This is a genomic window from Lysobacterales bacterium, from assembly GCA_016721845.1.
Taxonomy (GTDB): Bacteria; Pseudomonadota; Gammaproteobacteria; order Xanthomonadales; family Ahniellaceae; genus JADKHK01.
Genome location: JADKHK010000013.1, coordinates 1,705,942 through 1,718,955, shown reverse-complemented (window position 1 = coordinate 1,718,955; position 13,014 = coordinate 1,705,942). Strand labels below are relative to the sequence as shown.

Annotated in this window: 10 protein-coding genes and 1 pseudogene; all 11 read right to left on the bottom strand. The window is 65.2% G+C overall.

Annotation, left to right across the window (positions count from 1 at the left end; all coding sequences use genetic code 11):
• Positions 1 to 85: 85 nt before the first annotated feature.
• Positions 86 to 1,281: pseudogene (gene kbl, locus IPP28_15325) on the bottom strand (glycine C-acetyltransferase).
• Positions 1,278 to 1,796, bottom strand: coding sequence for a hypothetical protein (locus IPP28_15320; protein MBL0042366.1), 519 nt, complete (start codon positions 1,794 to 1,796; stop codon positions 1,278 to 1,280). The pseudogene kbl and the gene IPP28_15320 overlap by 4 nt, the downstream one beginning before the upstream one ends.
• The gene (tesB, locus tag IPP28_15315) at positions 1,796 to 2,671 is read right to left on the bottom strand and encodes an acyl-CoA thioesterase II (GenBank protein ID MBL0042365.1); all 876 of its coding nucleotides are present in this window, start codon (positions 2,669 to 2,671) and stop codon (positions 1,796 to 1,798) included. The genes IPP28_15320 and tesB overlap by 1 nt, the downstream gene beginning before the upstream one ends.
• Positions 2,672 to 2,891: 220 nt before the next feature.
• Positions 2,892 to 3,365, bottom strand: a complete 474-nt coding sequence (locus IPP28_15310; protein MBL0042364.1) for a response regulator — start codon at positions 3,363 to 3,365, stop codon at positions 2,892 to 2,894.
• The gene (locus tag IPP28_15305; protein MBL0042363.1) at positions 3,362 to 4,894 is read right to left on the bottom strand and encodes a PAS domain S-box protein; all 1,533 of its coding nucleotides are present in this window, start codon (positions 4,892 to 4,894) and stop codon (positions 3,362 to 3,364) included. Before IPP28_15305 ends, IPP28_15310 begins: the two co-directional genes overlap by 4 nt.
• Before the next feature lie 175 nt (positions 4,895 to 5,069).
• On the bottom strand, positions 5,070 to 7,778 hold the full coding sequence (locus IPP28_15300; GenBank protein ID MBL0042362.1) for a serine/threonine protein kinase: 2,709 nt from the start codon (positions 7,776 to 7,778) through the stop codon (positions 5,070 to 5,072).
• Positions 7,759 to 8,325 carry a sigma-70 family RNA polymerase sigma factor gene (locus tag IPP28_15295; GenBank protein ID MBL0042361.1) on the bottom strand — a complete coding sequence of 189 codons (567 nt, stop codon included), beginning with the start codon at positions 8,323 to 8,325 and terminating at the stop codon, positions 7,759 to 7,761. Before IPP28_15295 ends, IPP28_15300 begins: the two co-directional genes overlap by 20 nt.
• 81 nt (positions 8,326 to 8,406) lie before the next feature.
• A complete protein-coding gene (locus tag IPP28_15290; GenBank protein MBL0042360.1) occupies positions 8,407 to 11,058 on the bottom strand; it encodes a hypothetical protein in 2,652 nt (883 codons plus the stop codon).
• Positions 11,059 to 11,118: 60 nt separating this feature from the next.
• On the bottom strand, positions 11,119 to 11,691 hold the full coding sequence (locus IPP28_15285; protein MBL0042359.1) for an N-acetylmuramoyl-L-alanine amidase: 573 nt from the start codon (positions 11,689 to 11,691) through the stop codon (positions 11,119 to 11,121).
• Between the two features lies 1 nt (position 11,692).
• Complete coding sequence (locus IPP28_15280; protein ID MBL0042358.1) at positions 11,693 to 12,352, bottom strand: hypothetical protein; 660 nt, start codon at positions 12,350 to 12,352, stop codon at positions 11,693 to 11,695.
• Positions 12,353 to 12,465: 113 nt separating this feature from the next.
• Positions 12,466 to 12,933: a hypothetical protein gene (locus IPP28_15275; protein ID MBL0042357.1), complete on the bottom strand. Its 468-nt coding sequence runs from the start codon at positions 12,931 to 12,933 to the stop codon at positions 12,466 to 12,468.
• Positions 12,934 to 13,014 lie beyond the last annotated feature (81 nt).

The window sequence follows — 13,014 nt, the reverse complement described above, 5'->3', positions numbered from 1 at the left end:
CTCCTGTTTCGGGACGGAATCAATGATGACGGCGCAGCCGGGACACGCCTTGAGCCGGATCAAGCGTCCGCGCGATCGGGCGAACTCATTTCAGCACGCCGATCCGCTTCGCGACCCGTGTGAACGCGGCGATCGCGCGGTCGAGATGTTCGCGGGTGTGCGCCGCGCTCATCTGGGTGCGAATGCGGGCCTGACCCTGGGGCACGACCGGGAAGAAGAAACCGGTGACGTAGATGCCTTCGTCGAGCAACTGCGCGGCCATCTGCTGCGCCCGCGGCGCGTCGTGGATCATGACTGGCACGATCGGATGTACACCCGGTTTCAGGTCGAAGCCGGCCTGCGTCATCCGTTCGCGGAAGTGACGGGTGTTCTCGACCAGCCGTTCGCGCAGGTGGCCGGCGGCGGCGAGCATGTCGAAGGCCTTGCAGCCGGCTGCGACGACGTGTGGTGGCAGCGAATTCGAGAACAGGTACGGACGCGAACGCTGGCGCAGCAGCTCGATCACCTCGCGCTTGCCGGTGGTGAAGCCGCCGAGCGCGCCGCCCATGGCCTTGCCGAGGGTGCCGGTGAAGATGTCGATGCGGTCCATCACGCCGTTCACTTCCGCCGAGCCGCGACCGGTGGCGCCGAGGAAACCGGTGGCGTGGCATTCGTCGATGTGCACCAGTGCGCCGTATTCGCGGCGAGCGCGGTGATCTCGTCGAGCGGCGCGATGAAGCCGTCCATCGAGAACACGCCGTCGGTGGTGACCATGATCGTGCGCGCGCCGTCGGCCCTGGCCTGCTTGAGCTGGGCCTCGAGGTCGGCCATGTCGCAGTTCGCGTAGCGGTAGCGTTTGGCCTTGCACAGGCGCACGCCGTCGATGATCGAGGCATGGTTGAGGGCGTCGGAGATGATCGCGTCGTCCTCGCCCAGCAGCGGTTCGAACAGGCCGCCGTTGGCGTCGAAGCAGGCGGCGTACAGGATCGTGTCCTCGGTGCCGAAGAACGCCGCGATGGTCTTTTCCAGCTGCTTGTGCAGGTCCTGGGTGCCGCAGATGAAACGCACGCTCGCCATGCCGAAGCCGTGGGTGTCGAGCGCGTGCTTGGCCGCGGCGATGATGTCCGGATGATCGGCCAGGCCGAGATAGTTGTTGGCGCAGAAGTTCAGCACCGTGCGGCCGTCGGCGAGGGTGATCTCGGCCGATTGCGGCGAGGTGATGATGCGTTCGCGCTTGAACAGGCCCTGGGCCTCGATGGCGGCGAGTTCGTCGCGATAGCGCTGGATGGTCGGGTGGGTCATGGGGCTTCCTTCGATTCAGGGTCGCTGTCGCTGTCGTCGAGCAGCAGCACGGTGTTGTCGTCGACTGGCGCCGGTTGCGCGACCGCCGGTTTCGAGGTCGGCAACGGCGCAATGGGTCCGGTGCGCGATGGCGCGGTCTGGTACGCCCAAGCCAGCAGGATCAATCCAAGCAGCACACCGATCATGGCGACACGACGCATGCGTCGGGCCATGTCGTCCGGCCGGTCGCCCGGTGCTTCCCAGCGCGGTATCGGTGTTTCGGCATCGGGTCGAGTCGAGCCCATCAGGCCCGCGGCGCGCAGCAGTTCGCGCGCTCTCGGCATGTCCTCGGCGAACACGACCTGCACCGCCGGCCAGTCCTTGCTGTCGCCTTCTTCGTTGTAGCTGAAGCGCTGGAAACGGCCACGGTTGATCTTGTCGCGCTTGCGGACGCGCGTCTCGATGCCGGCCTCGTTCAACATCGCTTCGACCCGATCGACGTTTTCGCTGCGCGGCGAGGCATAGACCTGGCGCATCAGTGCGCTTCGCCGTCAATGACACGAACCAGCCCTTCCTGCGCGGTCGAGGCCACGAGCACGCCGTCGCGCGTGTAGAAGCTGCCGCGCGCCAGACCGCGCGCGCCCTGCGCACTCGGGCTGTCGCAGGAATACAGCAGCCAGTCGTCGATGCGGAACGGGCGGTGGAACCACATCGCATGGTCGAGGCTGGCCATCATCACGTTGTCCTGCAGGTAGGAGATGCCGTGCGGGAAGGTGGTCGTCCCGATCAGATGGAAGTCGGAGCAGTAGGCCAGCATGGCGCGGTGCAGGTCGGCGTCATCGCCGATGCGGTCGACCAGTCGCAGCCAGACATGCTGGAACGGCGGACGCTTCGGTGGCTTCAACTCGTCGCGCGGATAGACGTGACGGAACTCGAACGGTCCCTTGCGCGTGAGCCAGCGTTGCAGCTTGGCCGGGATATGGTCGAGCTTGTCCGGCGGAATCTCGCCGGGCGGTTCGAGGTCTTCCGGCTTCGGCACGTCCGGCATCGACAACTGGTGTTCGACGCCCGGCTCGGGTTCCTGGAACGATGCGGCGAGCCCGAAGATCAGCTGGCCGTGCTGGATCGCCGACACGCGCCGCGTCGAGAAGCTCTTGCCGTCACGCGACACCTCGACCTGGTAGACGATCGGCGCGGTGATGTCGCCGGCGCGCAGGAAATAGCCATGCAGCGAGTGCACGAGGCGCTCGCGTGGCACGGTTTGCTGGGCGGCCGACAGCGCCTGTCCCAGCACCTGCCCACCGAACACGTACTTGGTCCCGATGTCACGACTGGCGCCGCGGAACAGGTTCACTTCAAGCCGCTCCAGCTGGAGCAGATCGATCAACTCGGAAACGATGGGCTGGGTCATAGGACCGGGAGTTTAGCGGGCTTGCCGTGGTCGGCGATGCGGGCCAGCGTGCATCGGTCCGAGTGTCGAGATCCGGCGGGCTTCGACGTCCGGGTCGACGAGCGTACGGCCGAGCCAAGATTCGCCGAAGTGCGCCAGTTCTCAGCGGGATGGCGGTTCCGAGGCGTGGTCGGGGCCGGAAGCCGATCGAACCGCGCGCCGCTCGCGTTGCGCTGTTGTGTCAAGCGTCGGATGCGCTGCCCGAAAGTCGGCTCGGCAGCGCACTGACGTTGAGCCAGAAGGCGCCGATCGAGCGCAGGGCCAGGACGAACTCGTCGAAGCTGGTTGGTTTGATCACGTAGGCATTGGCTGCGAGCCGATATGCGGCTTCGATGTCTTCGTGCGCCGAAGATGTGGTCAGCATGACCACGGGAATGACGCTCAAGGCTTCATCCCGCCGCAGTTCGGCCAGCACTTCCCGGCCGTCCATCACGGGCATGTTCAGATCGAGCAGGACCAGATCGGGGCGCTTCCGGTCCGAATATCGACCCTGGCGGCGCAAGTAGTTCATGCACTCCGAGCCGTTGGCGACGTGATGCAATTGCGCGGAGATGCCCGCTTCGGTCATGCCTTCGCGGGTCAGGCAGACATCGTCGTCGTTGTCCTCGACGAGCAGGATATTGAGCAGACCGCTTTCGTTCGACGTCGCATTCATGACACTCCGGCCTCCTGAAGGACGTTCAGGGTGAAGGTGAAGATGCAACCTCCGCCCGGCGCGGCGTCCACGCTGATGGTGCCGTCGTGACGATGCACCACCCGGCGGCACACGGCCAACCCGATGCCGGTGCCGGGATACTCGCTTGCCGAGTGCAGGCGACGGAATACTTCAAAGACCTTCTCGCGTGCCTCGGGGGGAATGCCGATGCCGTTGTCGCGCACCGACACCACGCAGCCTTCGGTGGTGTGCCTCGCGGAGATCGAAATGTGCGGCGGTCGTTCACCATGGTATTTCACGGCATTGCCGATGAGGTTTTGCATCAGTTGCACGAGCTGGGCGCGATCCCCGCGCACCGTTGGTAGCGGATCGCATTCGATGACGGCGCCGGAGTCCGCGATCGAGGCGTCCAGCAGGGTCAGCGCATCCGACACCACTGCGGCGAGATCGACGGCCACGAACGGGCGCGCGCGCGAATCGACACGCGCGTACTCGAGCAGGTCGCGGATCAAGGTGTTCATGCGCTGCGCGCCGTCGGAGGCGCGGCGAATCCAGTCGCGTGCCTGTTCGTCGAGCTGGTCGCCGCGACGTCGTTCCAGCAACTGCACGAAGCCCGCGATCGAACGCAACGGCGACTGCAGGTCGTGCGATGCGACGTAGGCGAACTGCTGCAATTCCATGTTGCTTTGTTCGAGCGCGCGGTTGGCTCTCTCGAGTTCTTCGGCGCGTTGGCGCAATCGGCGTTCCGCCTCGATGCGATCCGAGATGTCGACGATGGCAGCGAGAACGAATACGCCATCGTCCGTGGAGATCGGGTTCAGTCCGATCTCGATCGGGATCTCGCTGCCATCGCGACGCAGTCCGAACAGGTCGCGACCCGCGCCCATGCGTCGCGCCTCCGGGTGCTCGGTGTAGCTGCCGCGCAACCCGGGATGCCCGGCGACGAACCGCATGGGGACCAGCGCCTCGACCGATTGGCCGAGCAGTTCATTGCGCCCGTAGCCAAACAGACGCTCGGTCTCGCGGTTGACCAGGACGATGCGCCCGGTCGCGTCGGTCATCAACATCGCGTTCGGCGCTGCCTCGACGGCCTGTTCAAAGCGCCGCTCGAGGCGGCGGCGGGCGCTGATGTCCACGACGACGCCGAGAACGTAGACCTGGTCCTCATGCCGTATCGGCTTCAGCGCGATCTCGACCGGGAAGGTCGAGCCGTCGCGGCGCTGTGCGTGCAACTCGCGTCCCGCTCCCATGGGACGCTCGGCGGCGTCCCGAAGGTATCCGGCGCGCAACGATGGATGCGCCGCGCGCGCCGCTTCGGGGACGAGGAGGTCGATCGACTGACCCAGCAACTCGTCGTGGGCATAACCGAACAGCAACTCGGCTTGCCGATTGGCCAGCAGGATGCGGCCGGCGTGATCGACGATCAGCATCGCGATCGGCCCGGAGTGGAGCGCCGCATCGAGCAGTTGCTCGGGCAGGCCGTTCAAGGCCCCGATGGTTTTGGCAGTGGTCTCGGCAACTGGCGGCACAGTCAGGCACCTGCGTCGTTGGACCAGCGAACCGGGCGAACAGCATGCATGCCCGGAGGATGGCGTCGTGGATACTCCCGGACCCCGGCCGCGTCAAGCCGGTGCGCAAGCCTTTCGCAACGTGGGCGCCGGTGGCGATCGGAAGCGGAGGAGCGATGCGCGGGCAGCGCGCCGCTCAGGGCTGAACCCGCACGCCGAGTCGGCCGGCGAGCACGTCGGCCTGACGTCGATTGACCTCGGTGGGCAGCGTCGCCGCGTGCAGGATCGGCAGGTGTTTGTTCAACAGTGCGGTCGCGGTCGTGCGGTCGCCGCGCGCATATGCGACGGCGGCCTGTTCGGCGCCGACGATCGCGCGGTCGAAGGCGAGACCCTCGTCGCCGATCAAGGCCGCGGCGCGATCGAACGCGTGCTGCGCATCGTCGAGACGTTGCTGCGCCAGCGCGATCTGGCCGCGGATGCGATGCGGTTGCGCCAGGGCCGGATGCGACTCCGGCAGCGCCTCGACGAAGATCGGTTCGGCCTGATCGAGCAGGGCCAGCGCGACATCGAAGCGCCCCGCACGCCGCTCCATCTGCGCCTGCCGCACCGTTTCGAACGCCCAGGACCAGGCGCGCGCCGCATCGGCGTGTTCGTGGCGGGCGCGTACCGATTCGAACAACGTCCGCGATTCGGCGAAGCGATCACGCAAGCCGAAGACACGCGCCAGGTTGCCCTCGGCACGCAATCGGTCCTTGGCATCGGGCGGCGAATTCGCCTGGTACAGCTGCACGCTGTCCTGCATCAAGGTCTCGGCACGCGCATAGTCGCCCGCGTTCTCGAATGTCGAGGCGAGATTGATCAACACCACGGCACGGTCCAGGGGCGAATTGCGGCTCTGATCGGTCAGTGCCAGCGCACGCTCGGCATGCGGCAATGCGGCGAGGGCGTCGCCACTATCGTTCAAGCTCACCGCGAGGTCGTTTTCGAGATCGGACAAGCGCGCGCCGCGATCGCCGATGACCTGCTCATGCATCGTGATGGCATCGCGCAGCATCCGTTGCGCGTCGTCGTAGCGACCAAGCTGGTTCAGCACCGAGGCACGCTGGCGCAGCGCCGCGATCAGATCGGGATGGCCGCGCTGCACGCGTGCCTCGACCCGGGCGAGGTGGTCGCGCGAATAGCGGTCGGCCGCATCGAGTTCGCCACTTCGCAACGCGATGTCGGACAAGGCCGAGATGGTGTCCTCGATGCGCAGGTCCAGCAGCGCCGGGTGCTGCTTTGCCAGGGCCAGCGCGGCTTCGAGGTCGGGGCGCGCCTGCTCGTTCAATCCCTGCCGATAGGCCAGCCAGCCGCGATTGCGGAGCGTGCGGAATCGCCCTTCGGCCTGCTCCGGCGCCCACTGCGCACGCAGTGCCGCCGCCGCCGCGAAAGCGCGTCCGGCACCGTCGATGTCGCTGATGCCGAGCAGGGCGCTGGCCAGCTCTTCGTGCAGCGCCGCCTGCTCCAGCGCATCGCTCGCAGCCGCGGGTGCAGGCCAGCGGTCCAGCACGTCGCGCAACAACTCGGCTGCGCGGGCAGGTTCGCCAAGCTGCTGGTAGATGCCCGCCAAGGTGGCATGCACGGATGCGCCGGCGCGCGCGTCGGAGATCGGTTGCTTCGCCAGTTGTGCCTCGGTCGCTGCGATGAAGTCGCGCGTGCCGATCGGGACACCGAGCGCGACGCCTGGAGCGACGCGGTCGAAGATGCCTTGCAGCAACGCGAGCGACTGGCGCGCCCCGTCGCGCTCCTGCGCCGCAACCGCTTCGGCGGCCAGCGCGCGCTCGCGCTCCACTTGCAGGCGCCAGACGAAGCCGGCGGCAACCACGAAGGCCACCACGACGGCCGCAGCGGCGATGCGATGGCGGGCGATGAACTTGCGCGTGCGATACCAGGCGGTGTCGGCCGCCGCACTGATCGGCAGTCCGCGGCGATAGCGCGACAAGTCGTCGCAAAAGGCGGCGACGGTACCGTAGCGATCGGCGACCTGGTGGGCGGTTGCCTTCGCGATGATGCCGGAGAGTTCCGCGTCGACCGGCTTCTGCCCGAGGGCTTCGCGCAACATCACGCCCAAACTGTAGATGTCGGTGGCGATGCCCACCGTCCTTCCCGCAGCCTGTTCCGGACTCGCGTAGCCGGGCGTGAACACGCGCGTCGAACCCTTTAGGTCGGAATCGCCGGCGGCGATGAGCTTGGCGACGCCGAAGTCGAGCAGCTTGATGCCACCCTCGTCGGTGACCATCACGTTCGAGGGTTTGAGGTCGCGATGGATCACCAGGTGTTGGTGGGCATGCTGCACGGCGGCACCGATGCGCTCGATCAGCGCGATGCGGGCGTCGCGATCCGGCTGCCATACCTGCAGATAGGCGGCCAGGGTTTGGCCGCGCACATATTCGACGACGAGATAGGGCTGCCCGGCTTCGGTTTCTCCGCCATCGATCAGGCGTGCGATATCGGGATGGTCGAGCTGGGCAAGGATCTGCCGTTCCTGCCGCAGCCGGCGCATGCCGTCCTGCGAGGGAAAACCGCGAATCAGCTTGATCGCGGCCTGCTGGGTGAAGCCACCCTCGTCGCGTTCGGCCAGCAGCACCGTGCCCATGCCGCCCGATCCGAGTTCGCGCACGACCCGCCAGGAACCAATGCGCTGGCCGCTCAGCTCCGGCGCGATCGTGGCGGCGGCATCGCGGCGCAACGCGACATCGATACCGGCATCCGACTCGGCGTCGGCGTCGAGCAGGGCGCGCAGGCGTGACGCGAGTGGCGGCGGCAGGGCGGCGAGTCGGGCCAATCGTTGATCGGGGTCGAGCGCCAGCAGCGTCTCGAACCAGTCACCGAGCGAAGCCTCCGATTCAGCCGGGTTCACGCTCACGCAATGCGTCCTTGAGCCAGGCGCGACCGAAGCGCAGCGCGCGATCGATGGTGCTGGCCGAAACCACCATCAATGCCGCGATTTCCTCGCGTTCCATGCCGGCGAAGTAGGTCAGCGAAATGACCTCGGCCGCACGTGCGTCGACCGCAGCGAGGGCATGCAATGCCTCGTCGACCTGCAGCGTGTCGCCGCCGACCGGTGCGGCAACCAGGTCGGCCTTCGAATCCAGGTCGGTCAGCGGGCCGCCATCGCGCTTCTGTGCATGCCGGCGGCGTGCGGAATCGACCAGAATTTGCCGCGTGGCGAGCGCGATCACGTTCATCAGGTGGCGCCGACTCTGCCATTCGCCGGTCTGCCCGAGTACGCGCATCAGCGCTTCGTGCGCGAGTTCGGTTGGCGCCAGGGTCGCATCGCGATGCATGGCGAGTTGCCGCCGCGCGATCCCCCGCACCTCGTTGTAAACGAGACTCACCATCGCGTCGCGCGCCACGAGTTGACCGTCGCGCCAGGCGGCGAGCAGTGTCGTGAAGTCCGCAGCATCGTTCATGTCGGGGACGATAACGCAGCCTTGTGCGGAAAGTCGTGATGCGCCAGTCAAGTCCGGCGCTTGCCGCTTGCCGGAATCCGACTACTCGAAACCGTCGCGAAACACCCGGTCCAGATCGACCGGTGCACCCCAGTTGCCGGCAATCGGAAGATCGCCCGATGTGCCGAAGGCAAAGGTCGCGTCTGCCGGCAAATTGTCGAGGTCGTACTTCAGGTAGAAGGTGCCGTTCGACGGTCGGAACACGCCGATGCCGTTGTAGCCACTGTGGGTCCAGTCACCGGTCACGGGCAGATCGCCGGCGGCACCGAGCGCGTACTGTCCATCCTCGCTCACGCTGGCGCTGACATTGCGATTGCTGATGTGGAAGCGCGCATCCGCTGGACGGAAGGCGCCGACGCTGCCGGCGCCGTCGAGATTCCAGTCACCGGCGACGGGCACATCGCCAGCGCTTCCGAACACCACGGCGTAGGTCGAGCCCGCACCGACGAAGTCGTTCTTGAGGAAGTACGTTTGCGTTGATGGACGGTAAGTGCCGATGCCGTCGATGCCGTCGCCGTTCCAGTCGCCGCTGAGTGGACGATCTCCGGCGCTGCCGAAGTTCAAGACATGATCCGCTGCGGCGATATTCAGGCCCAGCCACTTCTCCCACAGGTAGAACGTCGATGTCGCAGGGCGATACAGCCCTGGGGTGTCGACACCGTCGCCGTTCCAGTCGCCCACCACTGGCAAGTCCGTCGAATTGGCGCCAGCAACCTTGGCATAGAAGTTCGGAGCGCCCGCCGAGTTGGCGAAGCGCAGCAGGAATTCACCGCTCGTGGGGCGGAACACCCCAACGGTGTCGGTCTTGCCGATCGTTGCGCCGAACCGGCGAATGCCATCACCGATGGTCGAGCCGACATGGATCTGGCCATTCTGCAGATCGATGCCCATCCCATTGGCGGCAGGGACCGCGAAATTCGTCAGGTAGGTGCCGTTGTCATTGAATTGCACGACGCGACCGCCACCCGTGCCGTCACTGACGAGCAAGTTGCCATGCTGGTCGGTTGCCATGCCGCGTGGCGACGACAATGCGCCGGTACCGCTGGTGGAATCGCTCAGGATCTTGATGAAGTCGCCGAACACCGTGAATTGCTGGACGCGGTTGCCGAAGAACTCGGAAACGTAAACCTGATTGCGTTTTCGGTCGACGGCGATGCCGAGTGGGTTGTTCATCTGTCCGTTGCCGGTGCCGACGGTGCCCCACTTGCGCACGTAGTTGCCGGTCAGGCTGAACTTCTGAATTCGGTCATTGTTCTCGTCGGCGACATACAACCAGGAGCCATCGGTCGCGAGATTAGCCGGGCTGGAAAATTGTCCGTCGCCGGAACCGAACGCGCCAAACTGCAGGAGATAGCCACCGTTGCTGTCGAACCTCTGGATGCGGTGATTGCCGCTATCCGCAACATAGACATTGTTGTTGTCGTCCACGGTGATCCCGTATGGACTCACGAATTGGCCGTTGCCCGTCCCGGTACTTCCCCAGCTCAGCAAGAGATTGCCGAACTTGTCGTACTTGTAGACACGGTTGAGCGAAAGGCTGGTGAAGTAGATGTTTTCCGCGCTGTCGAACGCCACTTGCCCGTTGAAACTGCCGATGCCGGTGATGCTGTTGATCGGTGGATGCACGATCGCCTGTGCAGAACGCGAAAACAACTGGACGTTCTGCGAGGTGCCATCCACCACGGCGATCGCCGAGCGACCGTTGTAGGGCGCGATCGGAAGCGGCGCGGTGACCGTGATGCCCCGCGCGCCGAGGAAATAGCCGGCTTCCCAGGTGGTATGGCTGCCGTAGTAGTAAGCGTTGTAGTTGCCCTGGGCATCATAGGCATAGATGTCGCCGCTGGTCGACGTCACCCACATCATGTCCGAGCGGTCAATCGCGATGCCGAGCGGGCCGGTGATTCCGATGGCGCTGTGTCGTTGCCAGGTGCCACTGGCGTTGAAGACCGACACCCGGTTGTTGACCGAATCCGCGACATGGACGCGACCGAAACTGTCGATGGCGATGGCATAGGGATTGTTGAGTTGCCCATTGCCTGATCCGGGAGCTCCGAACTGTCCGCGATACACGCCGGTCGTTTCGAACATCTGCACACGGTCGTTGCCCACGTCCGACACGTACAACATCCCGTTCGACGCGTTGTAGGCCAATCCGGACGGGCTGTTGAATTGCCCGGCACCGCTGCCGAATGCGCCGAACTGACTGATGTAGGCGCCCGTATTGCGATTGAAGCGCTGAATGCGATGGTTGCCGAAATCGGCGACGAAGACGTCGTTGCCGACCACGGCGACCTGTTCCGGCCCGCTGAACTGGCCTGCACCGCTGCCGCTGCTGCCGAAACTTCGGACGAATGTGACGCCACCGCCTGCAATGATTTGGTAAATCGACACGATGTTGCCGGTTGCATCGGAAACGAACAGCTGGTCCTGATCGGACGTAATGTGGAACGGAAAGAGGAAACTTCCGGTGAAGTTGCTCTCAACATGAATGCTGCGATAGCCGGACGACACGAACGCCGCCTTGCCCAGCCAGGGAATGTCCGATGCCATCACTGCAGCATCCGGATGGCCGGAAGGTGCAGGTAGAAGCGGTCCGCGAGGGTCGGCCATCTCGTAAGCCGACGCACGGCCAGCAGTGAAGGCCGCACACATCATCATCAGGACGAGCGATCCGACGTTGCGATTCAGGGGCATGGCATTTCCCGTCGATGTGGACGTGCTTGCGTGAATACTGATGGATTCCGTGCAATCCGGCTATCCGCCGTTTGGCCGGAGTCGCGCGAAGGTCATCCCGTCCAGCACCTCGGACCAGGGAAACATCGGTCCCGGATCGCGTTTGCGGAAGACGCGCGTTCCGGCATCGTCGCTGGCTTCGACTTCGGCGGTGTCGAGGTCTTCATGGCCGGCAATGTCCGTCAGGTTCGGGAGTTCCCCGCGCAAGCGTTCGATCAGGCCACGCAGTGCTGCGATCTGTTCTGTCGTGTACGGCTCGGTCATCTGTTGGTGGCGCGAATCGAACCAGTGCGGATAGCGCCCGGTGTTGACCAGTTCGATGCCGACCGACTGCGGGTTGTAGCCGCGCGTGTGGTTCGCGACGCGCGTGACCGGCACGAATTGATGCACGCGGCCGTCGCGATCGATGTAGAAATGCCCGGAATTGCCGGTGCCCGATTCGGCATACAGCAGGCGCTCGCCATACTCGCGTGCGGTCGCCAGGTCCGGCAGTTCGGTGCAGTGAATCACGACCACGGTCACGGCTTCGCGCGAGCGCAGCGCCAACTGGTCGACATAGGGCAAGGGCCAGTCATGGACCGCGAGGTCGGTCATGTCACTTCGGGCGCGTCGGCTTGATGCCACGCGACTTGCTGCGCGTGATCACGTACACCGACGCGGGCGGTACGTTCCAGACCGTAAAGCCGGTGCGCCGCGCACTCAGGTGCAGTTCGCGCATCACATCGCGCTTGACCGGATTGGTCGGGCCGTAGGTGAACTGGATGAACCGGCCCTGCGGCGCGAGCACGCTGAAGGCCGCCTCGAGAATGCCGTGCTGCAGTTCCTGGCTCATCGACAACAGTCCGAGGCCGCTGACGATGGCATCGACCTCGCCCGGCTGCGCGAATTTCTCTCGCTCCACCACGCGCGCGGTCGAGAGCGCATCGGCGCAAACGATCTTCGTGCCGGGAAAGCGCTGGGTCAGGTGCAGGTGCAGCGATTCATTGAGTTCGAAGACCAGCAGGTTGTCGGGGGCGATGCCGCGGGCCAGCAGCGCTTCGGTGAACACGCCGGTGCCGCCGCCGAGTTCGATGACCTTGCCGGTCCCGTCCGGCAGCTGGCTGAGCATTTCCGCCGCCAGCTCCTTGCTGCTAGGCGACACGGCGGCCGTCGTCAGGGGTGCCTTCAGCCATTGCCGGAAAAACGTCCAGGCAATGGCCGCGTCGTCGCGGCGCTGGCGCAGGACACGCCCGATCTTGGTTCCGCGTAGCGGCATGCGTGAAATCCGTATGAACAGCGCCGGATGATACGGCGCGCGCGCTTCACTGCAAGCCGGAAACGACGACGCCCGGCATGAGCCGGGCGTCTGCAGACGAAAAGTCGACGGGATTACCAGCGGCGACCGTAATAGATGCTGGTGTCGTAGGCCATCTCCTCGACGCGGTCGTAGTACCCCGCGCTGCCGTAGTCCGAACGCTCGTAGCGTCCGTCGCGATAGCCATCCGAGTAACCGTTGTTGTAGCCCTGGGCATAGCCGCCGTTGCGGTGATGCACGTGATACGTGCGGTGCGACGAGCACCACGGATCACGGCGGCTGTAGCTGCGCGAGCCGTAATCGCGGTAGCGGGCATTGCCATAGTAGTTCTGGCGATAGGGCGCGGAACCGTAATAGCGGTTGCCGTGACCGTAGCCATAGCCGTGACGATCGCGATCGCGATAGTTCACCGACCAGCCATTGTTCCAGTTGCCACCGTGGACCGAGACACCCCAGTCGCCGGCCTGCACCGTCGAAGTCGAGGCGAACATCGCCGCCACACCCAGACCAACCACCGAAGCCAAGCGAGTCAAAACATTCATCGTGAGCACCTCCATAGGTGGCGCACACTTTGCGGCCACGAGCATGAATCGCTTCTGAAATCTCGCCGCACCCAAGCTGAA

Coding starts and splice junctions, on each gene's coding strand:
- IPP28_15320 (MBL0042366.1), bottom strand. CDS start 1,796: ATGCGCCAGGTCTATGCCTCGCCGCGCAGCGAAAACGTCGATCGGGTC.
- tesB (MBL0042365.1), bottom strand. CDS start 2,671: ATGACCCAGCCCATCGTTTCCGAGTTGATCGATCTGCTCCAGCTGGAG.
- IPP28_15310 (MBL0042364.1), bottom strand. CDS start 3,365: ATGAATGCGACGTCGAACGAAAGCGGTCTGCTCAATATCCTGCTCGTC.
- IPP28_15295 (MBL0042361.1), bottom strand. CDS start 8,325: ATGAACGATGCTGCGGACTTCACGACACTGCTCGCCGCCTGGCGCGAC.
- IPP28_15290 (MBL0042360.1), bottom strand. CDS start 11,058: ATGCCCCTGAATCGCAACGTCGGATCGCTCGTCCTGATGATGATGTGT.
- IPP28_15285 (MBL0042359.1), bottom strand. CDS start 11,691: ATGACCGACCTCGCGGTCCATGACTGGCCCTTGCCCTATGTCGACCAG.
- IPP28_15280 (MBL0042358.1), bottom strand. CDS start 12,352: ATGCCGCTACGCGGAACCAAGATCGGGCGTGTCCTGCGCCAGCGCCGC.
- IPP28_15275 (MBL0042357.1), bottom strand. CDS start 12,933: ATGAATGTTTTGACTCGCTTGGCTTCGGTGGTTGGTCTGGGTGTGGCG.